The following is a 16631-nucleotide window of genomic DNA, read 5'->3' as shown; positions in this document are numbered from 1 at the left end:
CGTTCAGTCCAGGTCGGACTCACCCGAGCGGGTGAGTCGGTACTGGATGATCGTGATGATGCTGAGGACGATGAGGAGCGCGACCGAGACCGCGGACGCGTAGCCGAACTGGAACCGGCCGAACGCCAGGTTGTAGATGTAGTTCTGCACGACGTTCGTGGCGTTCGCGGGGCCGCCCTGCGTGGTGACGGCGACGGTGTCGAACACCTGGAACGACCCGATCACGGTGATGATCAGCACCAGGGACAGGATCGGGCGGAGCAGCGGCACCGTGATGCGCCAGAACATCTTCCACTCGCTGGCACCGTCGATGCGTCCGGCCTCGTACACGGTCTCGGGCAGCGACTGCAGGCCGGCGAAGATGAGCAGCGCCGTGTAGCCGACGTGCCGCCAGACGTTGATGAGCGCGATCGAGGGGATGCCCCAGACGTCGCTCTGCAGGAACGGGATGCGGTCGAGCCCGAGTGCGGCGAGCATCTCGTTGCCGATGCCGAGCTGGGTGTCGAGGATCCAGAGCCAGACGAGGGCGGCGACGACGTTCGACACCAGGTACGGCGCGAGCACGATGCCGCGCACGAAGGTCGACTTGGTCAGGCGGTGCATCATCACGGCGATGAACAGGGCGACGACGGTCTGGATGACGATGTTGATGAGCACGTACTCGACGGTCACCACCATCGAGTGCCAGAAGATCGAGTCCTGCACCAGGCGGGCGTAGTTCTGCAGGCCGGTGAACTCGGGCTCTGTGAGCAGGTTGTACGAGGTGAAGCTCAGGTAGATGCCCCGCACGGTCGGCCAGGCGAGGAACACCGCGAACCCGACGGCTGCCGGGGCGATGAAGACGAGCGCGAGCCACAGGTCGTTCCTGGGGCGGCGCCGTGGTGCGGTGGTGCGGGCACGGGCGAGGTCGGCTGACCGACTCCTCCGTCTCGTGCTGGCGGTCGTCAAGGGTGACGACACAGGGCTCTCGGTTGCCATCGCGACTCCTTCGTCTGCGGTGGACTGACGTGCAGCAGTCCGTGAGCCGGGAATCTACACGTGGGGACCACCGCTGGCAAGAGTGGGTTTCCGGGCTGTGGACGGGGGTTGTCACGTGTAGACAACGTGTGTCAGGATGGCGCTCGATCGCATCGGAGCGACCCGCTCGGCGACGCATCCCACACCCTGGAAAGGTCACTGATGATCTCTGTCGGAATGGTCGGCGCGGGCCAGTTCGCCCCCCAGTTCGCCAAGCTGTTCAAGCTCCACCCCGACGTCGACCGGGTCTACGTCACCGACCTCGTCGGCGAGCGCGCGTCCGAACTCGTCGAGACCCAGCACCTCGACGGCACGTTCCCGGACTTCGACGCCGTCCTCGCCTCGGACGTCGATGCCGTCGCGATCTTCACGCAGCGCTGGACCCACGGTCCGCTCGTGGTCAAGGCCCTGCGCGCCGGCAAGCACGTGTACTCCGCCGTGCCGATGGCGATCTCCGTCGACGAGATCCGCGACATCATCCAGGCGGTCCGCGAGACCGGCCTGACCTACATGATGGGCGAGACGAGCTACTACAACCCCGCGACGGTGTTCGCCCGCAAGCAGGTCGCCGCCGGCGCCTTCGGCCGGGTGTTCTACGCCGAGGGCGACTACGTGCACGACATGGACCTCGGCTTCTACGCCGCGTACCAGTACAGCGGCGGCGACGAGTGGAAGCGCACCGCCAGCTACCCGCCCATGCTCTACCCGACGCACTCGGTCGGTGGGGTCCTCGGCGCGATCCCCGGGCACGCGGTCAGTGTCAGCTGCATCGGCGTGAAGGACGACCGCGGTGACGGCGTCTTCGACAAGGACGTCAGTCAGTTCGACAACGACTTCTCGAACGCCACCGCCCTGTTCGAGCTCGACAACGGCGGGGTCATGCGCATCAACGAGATGCGTCGCGTCGGCTACCCGTCGCACATCCGCGAGTCACGGTTCCGCTACTTCGGCACCGAGGCCAGCTTCGAGCAGCTCGCGAAGACCAGCGTCTGGCAGGACAAGGAGGACTCGTACGACATCAGCGACAAGATCGACACCCAGGCGACGATGTCCCTCGACGACCCGCGCCTGGCCGACGTCGACCCGTCCCTGCGCGACGCGTTCGTCTCCGGCTACGCCGAGGTGCACGACACCGGCCGTCTGCCCGCCGAGTACGACGGTGTGCCGACCGGACACGAGGGCAGCCACCAGTTCCTCGCCGACGACTTCGTCCGCGCCGTCGTCGACCGGACCCTGCCGCCCGTGAACGCCTGGACCGCCGCACGCTTCACCCTGCCGGGCATCATCGCCCACCAGTCCGCGCTGCAGGGCGGCGCCCGCCTCGACGTGCCGGACTTCGGGGACGCCCCCGAGACGACGAGCGCACCGACGACGGCAGGCAGCACGTCGTCGGCTACGATCGCGTCCGAGTAACACGTGTCGTTCGGGTGCCGGTCCGTCGAGGGCCGGCACCCGAACGACGCTCCCGGACCCGACGAAGGTGGCACCCGTGACCGTCCCGACGAACCCCAGGGCGATCACCCGTGCGGACGTCGCCCGCTACGCCGGGGTCAGCACCTCCGTCGTCAGCTACGTCGTGCACGACGGACCGCGCCCCGTCGCCGCCGCCACCGCCGCCCGGGTGCGCGAGGCCATCCGGGTCCTCGGCTACCGCCCGAACGCGAGCGCCCAGGCCCTGCGCACCGGTTCGTCGAAGATGCTCGGCCTGATCGTGCCCGAACTCGACAACCCGTTCTGGTCCGAACTCGCCGTCGCCGTCACCCACGCCGCCGCTGCACGCGGCTACGACGTCCTGCTCGCCAACAGCGACGGCGACGCCGCCCAGGAACGCGAACGGCTCCGCAGCCTGTCCGCTCGCCAGGTCGACGGCATCATCGTGACGAGCATCATGACCCACCCGGACCTGTCGACCGTCACCGACCCAGGCCTGCCGATGGTCCTGCTCAACACGTTCTTCGAGGTCCCCGAGTACGCCAGCATCGGCGTCGACGCCCTGCGCGGCGCCCTTGACGGCACGCAGCACCTGGTCGAGCACGGCTACCGCTCGATCGGCCTCGTGATGGGGCACACCGGCTCGATGGAGCTCCGCGAGCAGGGCTGGATGCGCGCCCTGCGCCAGGCCGGCCTGCCCGACGGCCCCATCGTCCGCACCGACTTCACCCGGCGCGGAGGCTACGAAGCCGGCCTCCGCATGTTCGCCGACGAGACCGGCCCCCGAGCCGTCTTCGTCAGCTCCGACATGCAGGCGATCGGCGTGATGCGCGCACTCTGGGAACTCGGCCTGCGCGTCCCCGAGGACGTCGCGATCGTGTCGTTCGACGGCGCGGCCGAGGCGGACTACACGAACCCGCAGCTCACCACGGTCCGGCAGCCGATCGAGACGATGGCGGTCGCCGCGGTCGACCGCGTGCTCGGCCTCGACGCCGACAACCAGTGGCACCGCGACCTGGTTCCCGCCGAGCTGGTCCTCGGCGCGAGCTGCGGGTGCGACGTGCGCCGCTGACGCACCCAACAAGCGGACTGGAGGCCCGTGGCGGGGCTGCCACGGGCCTCCTGGCCGTCAGCTGGTCGCGTTCAGGACGCTGGCTCCATGACGGCGCGCAGGCGCGCGGTCGGGATGCGCTGCTGCGCGCCCACCGTCACGGCGGCGGCCTCGACCGCCCCGCCGGTCTCGGCGTCGACGAAGCGCAGGTCCGACGCCCGCTCGGACGGGCGGTGCCGGTCGGCCCAGCCGCCGAGGGCGAGCAGCACGAGCGACAGGTCGCGGCCGGCGTCGGTCAGGACGTACTCCTCGCGGGCACGTGCCCCCTCGGGCTTGTAGGTCGTGCGCTCGAGCACTCCCCCGTCGACGAGTGAGGCCAGCCGTGCGGCCAGGACCTCGCGCGGGACGCCGAGGCTCTGCTGGAACTGGCTGAAGCGGGTCGAGCCGCCGACGGCGTCGCGGACGATCATGAGCGTCCACTTCTCGCCGAGGACGTCGAGGGAGCGTGCGATGGGGCAGCGCTCGTCGCCGCCGAGGATGCCGAGCATGTGTTCATCCTAGCTGGGTTCGATTTCCAGACACAACGTGCTAGGTTCGGATTCCGTACTCAACTTCTCTCGTCTGGAGCACTCATGACCGACCTCACCAACGCCGTCGTCCTCGTCACCGGAGCGAACGGCGGCCTCGGCGCCGAGTTCGTCCGCCAGGCCCTGGAGCGTGGCGCCACCAAGGTCTACGCGACCGCCCGCAACCCGCGCACCTGGGACGACGAGCGCATCGTCCCGCTCGCCCTCGACGTCACGAGCCAGGAGAGCGTCGACGCCGCGGCCCGCACCGCAGCCGACGTGACCATCGTCGTGAACAACGCCGGGATCGCCGGCTCCGACCCGCTCGTCGACGTCTCCGTCGAGGAGGTCGAGCGCATCTTCGCCACCAACGTCTTCGGTGCGCTCCGCGTCGCCAAGGCCTTCGCCCCCTCGATCGCCAACGGCGCGTTGATCGACGTGCACTCCGCCCTGAGCTGGGTCGCCCTCGCCGGCGCGTACTCGGCGTCGAAGGCCGCGTTCTGGTCGATCACGAACTCCCTGCGCCTCGAGCTCGCCCCCCAGGGCACCCAGGTCGTCGGCGCCCACCTCGGTTACACCGACACCGGCATGATCGCCGACCTCGACGTCGAGAAGTCCGACCCCGCCGACATCGTCCGCTCGATCTGGGACGCGGTGGAGGCCGGCGAGCACGAGGTCCTCGCCGACCAGGTCAGCCGCGACGTCCGAGCCGGCCTGAGCGCCCCGCTCACCGCGCTCTACCCGATGCTCGCCAGCGCCTGAGACCTGTTCTCGTCGGGACGGTGACGGTTCTGGTTCACGAACACCCGGGTTCGTGAACCGGAACCGTCACCCGCCCCGATCGCGTCAGCCACCCGCGCCGCGGTCGGTGATCCGACGGTTCGTGGCGGTGATGGCGGCGCGCTCGTCGTCGGCCAAGCCACCGGCGCGCAAGATCCGGCCCAGCACCTCGCTCTTCCGCTCGATGTAGTCGTCGATGTCCTCGGCCTCGGTGGCTGCCCGGCGTTTCACGGCGGCGTACTCGTCGCGGAGCACCGGGTCGGCACGCAGCACGTCGCGGACGGCCAGGTGGTTCCGCAGCGCGAGCGACCCGGCCGCGACGACGTAGGTGTTCGTCGGGGCGAAGCGCTCCGGAGCCCGGAACGCCTGCCGCCCCGGAACCCCCAGTTCACCGCGCGGCTCGAAGCCGATCGTCGCCATCGCCACCACCGCAGCCGGCACGTCGGCAGCGTCCACCACGACGTCGACGTCGAGCACGGGTTTCGCCGCCAAGCCCGGCACGGAGGTGCTGCCCACGTGCTCGATGCTCCGGAACGGCACGTCGGCGTCGTCGAGCGCGGCGGCGTACGCATCATGCAGCTGCCGGAACCGCGCCGGCCAGGCCGGTCGGTACTCGACGACCTCGATCACGGGGCGGGCGTCGGCGCGAGGAGCTGGAACATGACGTGGTCGCGCCAGACCCCGTCGATCTTGATGTACTCCGGCGCGAAGCCGTAGCGGGTGAAGCCCGCCGACTCGAGCGCGCGCTGCGAGCCGACGTTCTCGGGCAGCGTCTCGGCCTGCACGCGGTGCAGGCGGAGCACGTCGAACGCGTGGGCCGCAGCGGCGCGGACGGCGCGGGATGCGTGGCCCTGGCGCGTGCGGTCAGAGCGGATCCAGTAGCCCATCGCGCACGACTGCAGCGCACCGCGGGCGACACCGCTCAGCGTGATCCGGCCGAGGAGTTCCCCGTCGGTCGACTCGATGACAAACGGCACCGCGTTGCCGGCCCGCTGCGCGGCGAGGGCCTGCGTGATGACGTCCCGCTGCCCGGACTCCGTGTAGTACGACGGCGCTCGGGCCGGTTCCCACGGACGCAGGAACTCGGCGTTCTCGGTGATGAGCGCAGCCAGGACGGCCGCGTCGTCGAGGCGGAGTGGGCGCAACCGTGTGTCCATCGCGGAGGTTCACCAATCGGTCTGTGCAGAGAGATCCCGCCAGTCGGCGTCATCCCCTGTGGGGACTGCATCCGGACGACAGCGAGGTGTGCGTTACATCACGGTAGCGGCAAGGGCTCTGTGGCACGGCGGTCCTCTGAGCCCGCTTACGTGCTCGACGACCTCCGATCGGTCCGCCTCCAGGTGAGTTCTTGAAGGCATCGTGGATCCCCCAGGTGATCGAGGTCTCCTCACTCTCGATTCAGCTCACACTGCCGAAGACCGACCTCGATGCGCCAGATCTCGAGTGCACCACCCAGCCGAGTGCGGCCGCTCCAAACGACATCGCCGCAGCTAGCCAGAAGATTGCCGGGGAGTACCCCGGCACCACGAGGGGCAACAATGCGCCGAGAACCGTCCCCACCTGCGTCACCGCCATGTACGCGCTCGCCCCAGCCCCCGCATCCGACCCTCGAACGTCAGAGAGCAGCAACAGGCCGACACTCTGGAATCCGGCTCCGACGAATGAGTAGAGAGCTTGCACGATGAAGAGTGCCCAGATGCCGGTCGATGAGGCCATCAGGACGAACACGGCGATGGAAACGCTAGCGACGACGACGGAGGCGAGAGCAGATCCCTGCCGTCGCATAAGCATGCCGAGAATCGGCAGCATCGCAAACTCCAGCAGTGACCCGACCATGAAACTCGCCGAGATCAGTGACGGCTCGATACCACCGGAAGCCGCAACCAAAGGAAGGTAGAGCCCTCGAAGAGTGTCCACCGACTTGAGTAGAGCGACAACGACCAGCGCGGCGCAGACCACCAATGCTGGCGGACGCCGAAGCGGTGAGCGCGTCGCCTCCCCCAAAGCCCTAGGCGACGGAGCCACCTTGCCTCGAAACACTGAGGACACCGGTCCGGTCAGGCACAGGCTCGCGACGAGTGCCGCTACGAGAAGAGGGTCCAGGTGCAGCGCTACACAGACGCTGTACAGGAGGAGACCGGCGATGTAGCCCGCGATGAGCACTCGCCTGAACCGCAGGACCATCGTCGTCGTGATCTCTCCACCCAGGGCAGTTCCAGCTCGCCCGAAGATCTGGGGCACGACCGCACTCACGCAGAGCATGAGCACTCCGCCGGTGTAGAGGACCTCAGGCTGGTCCGCCGAGCGCGCCACGAGGAGAGTCCCGACCGGCACACAGCAGAGCGTTCCGATCAACGCCAGCCGCGGGTACCCCGCCCGGCGGATCCTCGGGACGAGCACAGTGTTGTAGAACACTGCCACGAACGCATTGGACACGAAGAACACGGCTATGGCGGCCTTCGAGAGGCCTGCACTGTTCAAGGCGAGTGGGAGTCCGACGGCCGTGAGCCCTCCGAACATCGCGTTGAAGAGCAGAACCAGTTCGTAGGGCCGAGATCCCGGGCGACCCGATGGGCTTGGCGCAGGTGCCTGCTCGTGACCTTGTTCCCCCTCTCCGCGCCTCATCGGCTACCTGTCCGATCGACTCGATGAGCGAGTCGTGAGGCCTCCGCGGTCACGAATTCAGACCAATGGGCAAGGAGTGGTCTGAACCGCTGCGTTATGACTGCCCGATCGAATTGACCTTCGTTGAAGAGAGTCGCCATGCCGAGAGACGAGACGAGACCGGGGTCGTGCTCCGAACGGCTGCGGTGGACGCATGGGTCAAGGACCACGTCGTCAGCGCCAATCGGAATCTCCGGGACACCGAAGTAGACAATCCGCTCCGGGCCGGGCTCCGTGCGTCGTAACGGAGCGCACGGCGTCATCCGTCGAAGCTCCGCTTCGAGGAGCTCGCCTTCGACTTGCTCGCTCCGGGCCGAGGGACGGACTGCGCGGTAGAACTCCACCCACACATCGTCGTACTTCCGTTGCATCGCCCGGAGATTGCTATCGTTCTCGGCCGCCTTTTGCGTCGAGCTCAGATCAGCGACTTCAGGAATCTCCAAAGCCCAGGCCGCCCGTTCCCACCTGACCTGACATCCGGAGGCAAGAAGACGGTATCCGAGATCGATGTCCTCGACTCCATAGCTCCTGAAGTTCTCGTCAAATCCGCCGACATTGGAGAAGGCGGTCGCAGCCACCGCTACGTTACGGCCCCAGAACAAGCGCCACGGCATCATGATTTCGGCAGGGTGAACTGCGGCTGCGAGGGCCAGCTCTCGGTAGTCCGCAACGCCGGGGATACCGAAGAAACGATGCGGCTGGAAGTCGGCGCCAGCGTCGCAGAAGACCCTTGCGACGTAGGAGGCGTACGGCGGCGCGACGTCATACCCGTACGTTGGCCCCATCGCAACGAAGTCAACCGACGATGCCCGCTCTGCTGCTGCAAGGTATGTCTCCACCAACCGCGGTCCGGGCAACGTCCCGCAGTCAAGGAACACGAGGAGCGCGCCGCTCGCTGCGCTCGCCCCCAGGTTCCGTGCCGCCGCCAGTCGAAATCCGTCACGCTCCTGCCGAACGTGCGTCATCGGGAACGAGAACGTCCCCTCGACTTCATCAACAACGGGGTGTTTTGAACCATCGTCAGCCACGACGACCTCGAACGAAGACGACGTCTGCCTGTCGAGTGCCTCGAGTGTCTGGGAGAGTTCCCTCGATCGGTTGAAGGTCGGGATGACGACCGACACCTCGGTGCGCGTCATCCCGCTTCCTCGTCCATGAATCTCTTCGCGAATGCCCTGGTGGCATCGAAGACGTCCATCTGTTCGAGGATCTCGGCGCGCGTGAACCAGCCGCACGCTTCCACCTCTGCAAGGTCGACGGTGGTCGTCAAACCCGCGCCTTCTCTCACGGACAACCGAAAGATGTGATCGATGTGAATATGCGGTTTCCCGATTCGAGAGTCGCCGTGTCCGATGAACTGCGCGGATACCGCGATCGGTGCGGGCAGTTGCACGTCAATAACACCTCCGAGTTGCAGGTCCCACTGGACTGCGGGGTGAATTGCTTCGACCCCGGTCTCCTCAAGAACCTCACGGAGGACTGCGTCGTGTGCAAGTTCGCCGTCCTCGACGTGCCCTCCCGGAGGTAACCACCGCCGCAGCTTGCGGTGGGCGACGAGCAACAGCCGCACCTGGTCCGGCGTGGTCACGTATCCGGAAGCAGTGTCGTGACGCTGGTAGTCGTACATTCCCTCAATCACGCTCACGCTGACGTTCCCATCGTCTCCTCAATCGCGCGCTCGATCCGGCCGAGGTCCGACTCGGTCAACCCCTCATGCGTTGGGAGGGTCACAAACTCGGCCAGAGCTCGTTCCGCATTCGGCGTGTCAGCGGATCTGTACTCCGCGAAGAGCGGCATGCGGTTCAGCGGTACGCCTCCGAATCGGAAGATGTCTGACACGATGCCTCGACTGTGCAGGACACGGCCAACGCCCGTGGCGTCGGAACCACGGGGCCCCTCGACCACCAACGAGTAGTGATTCGGCCTTCCCGACTCGACAGGCCGTGGTCGGTAGTCGTGGCGCAAACGACGAACTGCCTCAGCGAGACGTGCCGCGTTCGCCGTCCTTGCCGCTATCTTGCGGTCGAGCTTCAGCAATTGCTGCCTTCCCAGAGCCGCCGCGATCGCTGATGTTCTGAAGTTCAGCCCGAATGCGTGCCCGTAGGTCCCCGCCAGAGCCGCAAGAGACGGATGGGCAGGGTCGATCTTCCCGAAGTCACGGATCTCCCGGACACGACGCGCGAGGTCGACGTCGTCTGTAAGGATGAAGCCTCCTTCTCCGGTGGACACCATTTTTCGCTCCTGAGTGCTGAAGAAACTGGCATGGCTGGTGCGGCCGGCCAGTCGCCCGTTCCCCTCAACGGTCCCGTGCGCGTGCGAAGCGTCTTCGATCACTGGAATCGCCCAGTCAGAAGCAAGGCTTTGCACCTCTTCGACGTTCGTCGGATATCCCCACATCGGCACCGTGACAATCAGCCGAGTGCGGGCGGAACGCGCGAGCTCGAGGCCCCGCAGGTCCAGGCCGAACGTCGTCGCAGCGATGTCCACGAACACCGGGCACGCCCCCGAAGCGATGATCGGAAGCACCGTCATCACCGGAGCAGTCGGTGGAAGAATCACCTCGTCACCCGGGCCGATGCCGTACGCATAGAGCAGGACTTGCAATGCCGCCGTACCGCTCGAGACAGCAAGCGCGAACGCCGATCCGAAGTACTCAGCGAGCTCGGTCTCATAGACTCGAACCAGGGGCGAGGTTCCCGAGAGCGCTCCTGACTGTACGGCCGCCACGACTGCCGACACGTCTCGCTCATCGATGTCGATGTTCCGGTTCTCAAGCAGCTTCAAGGACATTCGCCGCCTCCATCCTGTCCATCAACTCGTACATCGGCAAACAGGCAGCCAAAGTCGGAGCCATTTGAGCATGCGAGGTTTTGTCGTTCAGAAAAGATTCGAACTGCAGAGTGAAGCCACTGCGCCTGTGACCGGTCGACACCGGACTCGGTCGCCAGCTGCTTCGCCACCACTTCGGGCCGACCCCGAGAGGATGAGTGACTCCTTGAGTCGATATCTCGATCTCCAGCAGCGAGTTGATCGTGATCATCGAACCGTTGTCAGAGATTGCTTGGAGACTCCAATCGAAGAACGGAGCGGACGACGAGGCGACCAGTTCAAAGGTGAAGGGGTTTCCAGATCGTCGGCTCACGAACTGTTTGTTGAGTGACATGAGCACCCCAACCTGACTGTCGTACGCAGTGAAATGCTCGTCATCACTCGCAGGCGCACCAGCCTCGAAGACGACACCCAACGCATGGATCACTTGTGATAGAAGAAAATCCCGGCGGTGATTGTTCTGCAACCAAAGCGGCTGGTCGGGTTTGTTGTTCAGATGGTTGATACGCATGTACGCCAGGTTGCCAAAGGCCGCGTCCTGCATGGCCTGGAGCGCTATCTGCACTGGCTCGGAGTAGCTGAAGTTGAGCCCCACCCGGGTAGGCGTGCCCGACGTGCGATTCAGCCGCAGGAGTTGTTGAAGGCCACTCGTCGTCAACGTAGGAGGCTTCTCGACGAACGTCGGGATCCCGCGCGGGATAGCCATTTCCAGAACACGCTGGTGCACTGTCGGAGTCGACGCGACGATCAGTGCATCCGGTGTAACTGAGCCGAGGAGCTCTTCAACTGATCCGAATTGAACTGCTTTCAACTTCTCCGCAGCTCGGGAGCGCGCGACCGGGTCGGTGTCACAGACCCAATCGATACGCACGTTCGGTATGGTCGCGAGGCTGGGCACGAGATTCGTCCAGGCCTGCTCACCAACCCCGATCACCGCAATTTTTTTCATACTCGCCATTGAGTCCCCCTCGTGGTCAGTGAAGGTACCACAACGTACCCCCATCAGGGCACGCTAGCATGAGCTCCGGTTCGCATCGAATCAGTTCTCGACGAATCGAGGAACGGAGGGATTCCCTTGCGGGTGTTATTCTTCCCTTGGGGTGGCGGGAACGGGCACGTCGGCCGACTTCTGCATATCGCGCGTGAAGCAAACGAAGCCGGCCATTCGTGCGCGATGGCGGTCTCGACTCAGAAGCACGTCGATCTCGTCGCACGGTCCGGTGTGCATCCCGTCGTGTACCCAGAGGGTCTCATCTCGGCCGGTTATTGGGACCGCTGGACCGACCCGGCGTACTTTTCCTTGTCAGTCGAATGGGACGCGAGCACGCTGCGAGCGTTCAACGCAAACCTCGCGGTGCACGACGGTCGCCCATCAGTGGGATCGGCCGCGGCGCGGTTCGGCATACCCGTGACGTCCGTGCTCCAATCGCTGCATCTTCCCGGGCACCGGTACGCCGGGCGAGCGTCCGAGCAGATCTGGACAGACATGGCGGATTCACTCGGCGCAGGGCGACTCGTCGACGGCCGTGAACTCTTGGCAGTAGGCGGCGTTGGTGTTCCGAGTGTGCCGCAGATCGATCAGGTACCGAAGGGCTTCAGGGGGAAGGTCACGTACCTCGGACCGTTGACGGGTCGACAGACGCCTTCTGGTCCAACGTCGCCAGACGGCCATCGAACGCTCTTCTACGGCGTCGTTCCCGAGTCCGACGACGTGGACGCCTTTCTTGGCGCTTTCGCTGATCTCGGCCCGTCACTGTCCGTGGCGTGGGGGCGAACGCCCCCGACGCGGCTGGCGCGGACGTTACGTGCGATCGGTGTCGATTGCTTGGAGCTGGCCTCCGACGATGTACTTGCTTCGTGCGACAGCGTGGTCTTTCACGGCGGCCACGGCACAACTTTGCTGCTCCTTCAGTTCGGCCTCACCGGGGTTGTCCTGCCTGGGGGAAGCCCCGAGCGGTTGGCGAATGCGCACGCCCTCCGGCGCCTCGGGCTTGCTCAAGTCATCGAGACCAGCGGTGAGACGTCGTGGGCGGCACACGATGCGGGCACCGTCCGACCCGATTGGCGGGGAGTCCGCGCTCGACTGGACTCGCTGCGCATCGATGAGTCAGCACGGGCAGCTGCTCATCGTTGGAGGAAGACGTTGGCAGGAGCTCCTACCGAGGGTCCCTGGACCAAGGTGCAAGCAATCGCAGCGCAGCCGCGAACAGTGGTGGATCGCTAGCACGTTCTTGGGCTGTTCGGACTCCGAACGGCCGCCGCGGAGGGTGTGGGATTCGAACCCAGCCCGCGTCCGCGCTGCCGCTTGTAGCCGTCGCATGCACCCGTGTTTACGGTCATCTTGGGTTCACACCGACCAATTCAGGTTCCCCCAGTACAAGCAGGTTGTGGGCAGTTTGTGGGCACGATGGCTAAGCCAACCGATCCTTCAGCCACTGATTCTGTTGATCCGTGAAGCCGGTCCACGCGGCGTTCGAGTGGTCCACCTGGATCACGAGAACCTGGTCGTTGGAGTCGACCAGTTTGACGAGGTCGTTGCGAATCGTAGCCGCGGTCTTCTCGTCAGTCGCAATAACCAACACGCTCTCAAGCGGCCGCCACCGCGTTCCGAAGCCTTTCAAGTAGGCGTAGACCGGATCGTAGTCTCGGCCTGGGGCTCTGAGGTCGTAGGTAATCAGAAAGCTTGACATGCGCGGACGCTAGCAACCGCGGCGCAGGGGCGTCTGCCCCCTCGAAGGGGGCTACCGGTTGCGCTTGCGGCCCAGGGAACGGGCCGACTGCTTCCACGGATCCCGTGGCTGCTGAGTCCAGGCTTTGACCTCGGAGGGCCAGAAGCGGTGCTGGTTGCCGTTGCGGAAGGACGGGAACAGGGGATCCTTCCCCAGTTCCCGCGCCTTCCACTCGGAGATCTGCAGCCATGCTGCGAGCTCGGCGACCGTCAACGCTTGCTCATCCATGCCGCGCAAGTTACGTGACCGCTCGATCACCGCTGCGCACGCCTAAGGGGTCGGGAGTGTCTTTGACGTCTGGGAGGCTGCTCGTGACCCACCAGATCTGGGCCTAATACGTCAAATTTGACTATGGCGCTATGACTCGGCGCGGAGGACCATGCACACATGCACGAGCTCGAGCCATCCTGCACCGATCGACTCGCCTACTCGATCCCCAACTTCGCCAAAGCCGTCGACCTGTCAGTGGACACGATCCGCAAGGCGATGGACAACGGGGACCTTCTGCCTTCGTACCCGACACGAGCCGGACGGAAGCCGATCATCACGCAGGAAGAAGGCCTGCGGTGGCTGCGATCACTGTCGCAGGAGTCGCCTCGGTACCGCTGATGCACGGCCCGCTTCGGGCCAATGGTCTTCCTACTTGGCGCTTGGATCCCAGTTCCAAAGATCCAAGCTCTCCCAGCCTTCCGGAAAGCCCATCTCGGTTATAACAGTCCTACCCCGCACCGACTTCAACTTTTTTGCCTGCGTCGCGAAAGAACGAGGCCAGTTCGACGAGGGATTCACTTTCGTCACCAGGTAAGCAATCAAGGCCCCCAACACATAAACCCGAAGCCTTTTCGGATTCTCGATGGAATTGAGGTGGTGCAGCCTGTCCCCCACCAGCGCGTTGGGGAACTTCGAAGGAGCGTTGACAGTCGTTCGATTCCACACCCTATTGCTGTGAGCGCAGTGGTTACGAAGGATATTGAGGGCCTTCAGCCAGCGATAGAGGAAAGCATAACCCTCCCGCTTCACGCCGAATGCGACAGCGATTCGCTTCTGATCATCGCTGCGCATTAGGTCAAACAGACGCAACAAGCAGCCAAAGTCCATGAACTCCGTAGCAACCCAGACCGGAAGGTGGCCGTCGTACTGCAAGTCGTGATGACGAACGTACTCTTCATCTTTCGCATCACTCCGAAGCTTGTCGTAACGCTTCTTCCAGGCTTCGTAGCGAGTGAGCGCTTGACCATCCGCGTCCGGCTTGACCACCTCATTGCACAGAAACTCGTTCAAATGCTCGGTGCCTTCATGGCCCAAGGGGTCTCGTTTTCCCAACGTGTACCCCACCTGGACCGCCAGGCCGACCTCGATAGCGTTCAGGCCTTCGAGGAGAATGGTTCGTAGCTTCTCGTCGAACGAGTAGATCTGGAGTGCATCCTCGAGCGTAGCCTCCCGTTCGAACTCGTCTCGCAACTCCGGCGGCGACTTCGAGTCGTCCATGATCCGGAATGGGAACGTGTAAGCGGACAGGCGATAATAGCCAATGCGCTTCAATGCCTGAATAGCGGGCAAATGATCTTTGTACGCTAGGCCACGATCTCGCATCTTTGCGAGCTGCTCTTCGTACGAAAGATGAGGCTTGACCTCAGTCAACTTTCGAGTCCCCCGGAAAAAAGAAAACCGACCCTTGATATACCGTTGACATAGCGTCGGTGGCAAACAGAGGAGCCGGTGTTTATGTATAGCAAGCTACACGGCAGGCGGCGACAATTGCCACCGCGCAATACCCCCCGTTTGGGGGACAAGCGGCGTGTCGACATGTCGTGCTGCGGATGGCAAATGTCACACGTTTCACGCTCGAGCTACCCTATCGGATGCGATGCCACCGGCGAGCCAGCGCCGCAATCCTGATATCCGGGATACGATGGGCACATGCCGGTCCCCAAGTCTTCAGTCGCCCCCGAGCCACGAACGCTTCTCCGTGATGTCGTCTACGCCAAGCTGGTGAGTGCCATCCAAGACGGCACCCTTGTGCCCGGTGAGCGACTGAACGACGTCGAGTTGACCGACTGGTTGGGGGTGTCCCGCACTCCCGTTAGAGAGGCCATCAGCCGACTCGTGTCAGAAGGCCTGGTTGAGATGGCCGCGAACCGTTACACCCGCGTGAGCGACACTTCGGCAGGGGCCTTCGAGGAATCGTCCGCTCTCTTGTCTGCGCTCCAGGAGTGGGCACTCGATCACAGCGAATCCATCGATCACTCTGTTCTCGAAGGCTCAAAAGCTCGCATCGACAAGCTCGCGGTCCGACTTGGAGGACACGAGGACATCACTGCCTACAGGCTGCTGCAGGACGAGCTCGGTCTGATCGTCGCTGGCCTCGGGAACGCCCTGTTCGCGGACACGGAGCGTGCTGCACGTGGCCGTGTCAAGTTCCACGCAAGCGCTCCCGGGGCTCCGCTTGACTGGGACGCTGCGCTGCGCACCGTTGATCGAGTTAGGGGCCTCTGAGCAGGCCCCTTTCCCGTAGTAGCCGAGGTGACCCGACCGCGGGGCTACTACTTATCCGGCTATTCGTCCGGAAGCTTCCACACCTGACCCCGCCCAGCGATCATCAGCAGGAGGCCGAACAGGGCGATCAGGCCGGTCACGAAGTGTATCCACCATCCCCACAATCCTGCCAGCGAAAAGCCGGCAACAATCACGCCAGCGGTGAGGACGCCCACGAGGATGAGCGCGGCGAGCGTGCCACCGTCTAGCTTCCTCCGCATGCGAAAAATTTGATCGTCCGCATAAGCTTCGGCTTCCGAGTCGACCAATCGCGCCATGTGACCCTTCGCTGTTTCTGGCAGATGCTCGAGTAGATCGCTGTGCCGTTTCATTCGCTTAAGTCGCGCAGGCTCTCGGTTCGCGAGCAGGAACCGACCGACGATCGCTAGGGCCGGCGGAGCGATCGCTGTCAAGGCGGCAACCATGGGATCAGCCATCAGCCGACCTTCGTCCAGGCACCGCAACCGTTGGTCTCGAAGACCTCGCCGGCCAGCAGCGTAACGGTCGCGGGTCCGCTCACGATGTTGTTGTCCACGATGTCGGCGTCCGACCCGGTACCGGTCTTCCACACGTAGTAGCAGTCGGAAGAGTCCGTCAGCGAGTAGACGCCAGGCGCGGTGTCAGTTCCTACGAGGTGCACGCCGTCGACCATTTCAGATGCCTCGACCTTCTGCTGCCGAGCATCGAGAGTCTTCTGCTGCTCGTCGACTGCGTCTATCTTCTCTTGCAGCTCGTCCTGCTTGTCTTGCGCCTTCTTCTGCTCCGCTGCGGCAGCGTTCTGTTCATCGATGGATGCGCGCTCGTTGTCGCGATAGCGCTCGAGCAAGGAGTTGGCGTCCTGTAGCCGCTCCTGGGTCGCTTCGAGTTCGCGGCTTGTGCTGCTTGCCTGGCTGCTCCAACCTGCCGCGAGCCCGCCCGCGAGCAGCAGACCCGCGATGCCAACCGCGATCGCCAGTAGGTGGGGTGAGCGGCGGATGCGTTGCAAGCGTGACTGATCCATGATGAGCATGACTCTAGGTCGACCCGGGT

19 protein-coding genes are annotated in these 16631 nt (G+C 64.6%); 5 read left to right on the top strand and 14 right to left on the bottom strand.

Annotated elements, in window-relative coordinates:
- Positions 1-3 precede the first annotated feature (3 nt).
- Positions 4-978, bottom strand: coding sequence for a carbohydrate ABC transporter permease (locus BR70_RS0110955; RefSeq protein ID WP_228516654.1), 975 nt, complete (start codon positions 976-978; stop codon positions 4-6).
- A 201-nt stretch (positions 979-1179) separates the two neighbouring features.
- Between BR70_RS0110955 and BR70_RS0110950 the strand changes: the two genes are divergently transcribed.
- Positions 1180-2430, top strand: a complete 1251-nt coding sequence (locus BR70_RS0110950; protein ID WP_051596846.1) for a Gfo/Idh/MocA family protein — start codon at positions 1180-1182, stop codon at positions 2428-2430.
- Between the two features lie 76 nt (positions 2431-2506).
- The gene (locus BR70_RS0110945) at positions 2507-3520 is read left to right on the top strand and encodes a LacI family DNA-binding transcriptional regulator (RefSeq protein WP_027466096.1); all 1014 of its coding nucleotides are present in this window, start codon (positions 2507-2509) and stop codon (positions 3518-3520) included.
- A gap of 71 nt (positions 3521-3591) precedes the next feature.
- Here the strand turns inward: BR70_RS0110945 and BR70_RS0110940 are convergent, their stop codons facing one another.
- Positions 3592-4047, bottom strand: a complete 456-nt coding sequence (locus tag BR70_RS0110940; RefSeq protein ID WP_027466095.1) for a winged helix-turn-helix transcriptional regulator — start codon at positions 4045-4047, stop codon at positions 3592-3594.
- Between the two features lie 84 nt (positions 4048-4131).
- Here BR70_RS0110940 and BR70_RS0110935 point away from each other — a divergent pair, with 84 nt between their 5' ends.
- Positions 4132-4827, top strand: a complete 696-nt coding sequence (locus tag BR70_RS0110935) for an SDR family oxidoreductase (protein WP_027466094.1) — start codon at positions 4132-4134, stop codon at positions 4825-4827.
- 84 nt (positions 4828-4911) lie between these two features.
- Here the strand turns inward: BR70_RS0110935 and BR70_RS20575 are convergent, their stop codons facing one another.
- The 9 genes from BR70_RS20575 to BR70_RS0110895 all read right to left on the bottom strand — a co-directional run bounded on the left by BR70_RS20575 (position 4912) and on the right by BR70_RS0110895 (position 13295).
- Positions 4912-5475: a GrpB family protein gene (locus BR70_RS20575; RefSeq protein ID WP_035808766.1), complete on the bottom strand. Its 564-nt coding sequence runs from the start codon at positions 5473-5475 to the stop codon at positions 4912-4914.
- Positions 5472-6002 carry a GNAT family N-acetyltransferase gene (locus BR70_RS20570; protein WP_035808765.1) on the bottom strand — a complete coding sequence of 177 codons (531 nt, stop codon included), beginning with the start codon at positions 6000-6002 and terminating at the stop codon, positions 5472-5474. The genes BR70_RS20575 and BR70_RS20570 overlap by 4 nt, the downstream gene beginning before the upstream one ends.
- Positions 6003-6243: 241 nt before the next feature.
- Complete coding sequence (locus BR70_RS0110920) at positions 6244-7365, bottom strand: MFS transporter (RefSeq protein ID WP_027466093.1); 1122 nt, start codon at positions 7363-7365, stop codon at positions 6244-6246.
- A gap of 101 nt (positions 7366-7466) precedes the next feature.
- Complete coding sequence (locus tag BR70_RS22365) at positions 7467-8648, bottom strand: glycosyltransferase (RefSeq protein WP_051596844.1); 1182 nt, start codon at positions 8646-8648, stop codon at positions 7467-7469.
- A complete protein-coding gene (locus tag BR70_RS20560) occupies positions 8645-9154 on the bottom strand; it encodes an NUDIX hydrolase (protein ID WP_139179084.1) in 510 nt (169 codons plus the stop codon). Before BR70_RS20560 ends, BR70_RS22365 begins: the two co-directional genes overlap by 4 nt.
- Positions 9151-10299, bottom strand: a complete 1149-nt coding sequence (locus BR70_RS20555) for a DegT/DnrJ/EryC1/StrS family aminotransferase (protein ID WP_051596842.1) — start codon at positions 10297-10299, stop codon at positions 9151-9153. The genes BR70_RS20560 and BR70_RS20555 overlap by 4 nt, the downstream gene beginning before the upstream one ends.
- Positions 10280-11296: a Gfo/Idh/MocA family protein gene (locus BR70_RS22850; protein WP_197019644.1), complete on the bottom strand. Its 1017-nt coding sequence runs from the start codon at positions 11294-11296 to the stop codon at positions 10280-10282. The genes BR70_RS20555 and BR70_RS22850 overlap by 20 nt, the downstream gene beginning before the upstream one ends.
- Positions 11297-12749: 1453 nt before the next feature.
- Complete coding sequence (locus BR70_RS0110900) at positions 12750-13028, bottom strand: hypothetical protein (protein WP_027466092.1); 279 nt, start codon at positions 13026-13028, stop codon at positions 12750-12752.
- Positions 13029-13079: 51 nt separating this feature from the next.
- The gene (locus BR70_RS0110895) at positions 13080-13295 is read right to left on the bottom strand and encodes a MerR family transcriptional regulator (RefSeq protein WP_035808764.1); all 216 of its coding nucleotides are present in this window, start codon (positions 13293-13295) and stop codon (positions 13080-13082) included.
- A 159-nt stretch (positions 13296-13454) separates the two neighbouring features.
- On the opposite strand from BR70_RS0110895, the gene BR70_RS0110890 reads away from it, so the two are divergent.
- Positions 13455-13676, top strand: coding sequence for a MerR family transcriptional regulator (locus BR70_RS0110890; RefSeq protein ID WP_027466090.1), 222 nt, complete (start codon positions 13455-13457; stop codon positions 13674-13676).
- A 30-nt stretch (positions 13677-13706) separates the two neighbouring features.
- Here the strand turns inward: BR70_RS0110890 and BR70_RS0110885 are convergent, their stop codons facing one another.
- Positions 13707-14660, bottom strand: coding sequence for an Abi family protein (locus BR70_RS0110885; RefSeq protein WP_081827353.1), 954 nt, complete (start codon positions 14658-14660; stop codon positions 13707-13709).
- 327 nt (positions 14661-14987) lie between these two features.
- On the opposite strand from BR70_RS0110885, the gene BR70_RS22360 reads away from it, so the two are divergent.
- Complete coding sequence (locus BR70_RS22360) at positions 14988-15563, top strand: GntR family transcriptional regulator (protein WP_051596841.1); 576 nt, start codon at positions 14988-14990, stop codon at positions 15561-15563.
- A gap of 59 nt (positions 15564-15622) precedes the next feature.
- Here BR70_RS22360 and BR70_RS23295 read toward each other — a convergent pair whose 3' ends face one another.
- Together BR70_RS23295 and BR70_RS0110870 are read right to left on the bottom strand one after the other, a co-directional pair.
- Positions 15623-16039: a hypothetical protein gene (locus BR70_RS23295; protein ID WP_155896866.1), complete on the bottom strand. Its 417-nt coding sequence runs from the start codon at positions 16037-16039 to the stop codon at positions 15623-15625.
- Positions 16039-16602: an Rv1352/Rv1906c domain-containing protein gene (locus BR70_RS0110870; RefSeq protein WP_155896865.1), complete on the bottom strand. Its 564-nt coding sequence runs from the start codon at positions 16600-16602 to the stop codon at positions 16039-16041. Before BR70_RS0110870 ends, BR70_RS23295 begins: the two co-directional genes overlap by 1 nt.
- Between the last annotated feature and the right edge of the window lie 29 nt (positions 16603-16631).

It is taken from the genome of Curtobacterium sp. UNCCL17, assembly GCF_000686685.1.
Classification (GTDB): Bacteria; Actinomycetota; Actinomycetes; order Actinomycetales; family Microbacteriaceae; genus Curtobacterium; species Curtobacterium flaccumfaciens.
This window is presented reverse-complemented; position numbering and strand designations above follow the sequence as displayed.

Coding starts and splice junctions, on each gene's coding strand:
- BR70_RS0110885 (WP_081827353.1), bottom strand. CDS start 14,660: ATGCGAGATCGTGGCCTAGCGTACAAAGATCATTTGCCCGCTATTCAG.
- BR70_RS20570 (WP_035808765.1), bottom strand. CDS start 6,002: ATGGACACACGGTTGCGCCCACTCCGCCTCGACGACGCGGCCGTCCTG.
- BR70_RS20555 (WP_051596842.1), bottom strand. CDS start 10,299: ATGTCCTTGAAGCTGCTTGAGAACCGGAACATCGACATCGATGAGCGA.
- BR70_RS0110940 (WP_027466095.1), bottom strand. CDS start 4,047: ATGCTCGGCATCCTCGGCGGCGACGAGCGCTGCCCCATCGCACGCTCC.
- BR70_RS0110935 (WP_027466094.1), top strand. CDS start 4,132: ATGACCGACCTCACCAACGCCGTCGTCCTCGTCACCGGAGCGAACGGC.
- BR70_RS22360 (WP_051596841.1), top strand. CDS start 14,988: ATGCCGGTCCCCAAGTCTTCAGTCGCCCCCGAGCCACGAACGCTTCTC.
- BR70_RS0110870 (WP_155896865.1), bottom strand. CDS start 16,602: ATGGATCAGTCACGCTTGCAACGCATCCGCCGCTCACCCCACCTACTG.
- BR70_RS0110950 (WP_051596846.1), top strand. CDS start 1,180: ATGATCTCTGTCGGAATGGTCGGCGCGGGCCAGTTCGCCCCCCAGTTC.
- BR70_RS0110900 (WP_027466092.1), bottom strand. CDS start 13,028: ATGTCAAGCTTTCTGATTACCTACGACCTCAGAGCCCCAGGCCGAGAC.
- BR70_RS0110890 (WP_027466090.1), top strand. CDS start 13,455: ATGCACGAGCTCGAGCCATCCTGCACCGATCGACTCGCCTACTCGATC.
- BR70_RS0110895 (WP_035808764.1), bottom strand. CDS start 13,295: ATGGATGAGCAAGCGTTGACGGTCGCCGAGCTCGCAGCATGGCTGCAG.
- BR70_RS0110955 (WP_228516654.1), bottom strand. CDS start 978: ATGGCAACCGAGAGCCCTGTGTCGTCACCCTTGACGACCGCCAGCACG.
- BR70_RS22850 (WP_197019644.1), bottom strand. CDS start 11,296: ATGGCGAGTATGAAAAAAATTGCGGTGATCGGGGTTGGTGAGCAGGCC.
- BR70_RS23295 (WP_155896866.1), bottom strand. CDS start 16,039: ATGGCTGATCCCATGGTTGCCGCCTTGACAGCGATCGCTCCGCCGGCC.
- BR70_RS0110920 (WP_027466093.1), bottom strand. CDS start 7,365: ATGTTCGGAGGGCTCACGGCCGTCGGACTCCCACTCGCCTTGAACAGT.
- BR70_RS22365 (WP_051596844.1), bottom strand. CDS start 8,648: ATGACGCGCACCGAGGTGTCGGTCGTCATCCCGACCTTCAACCGATCG.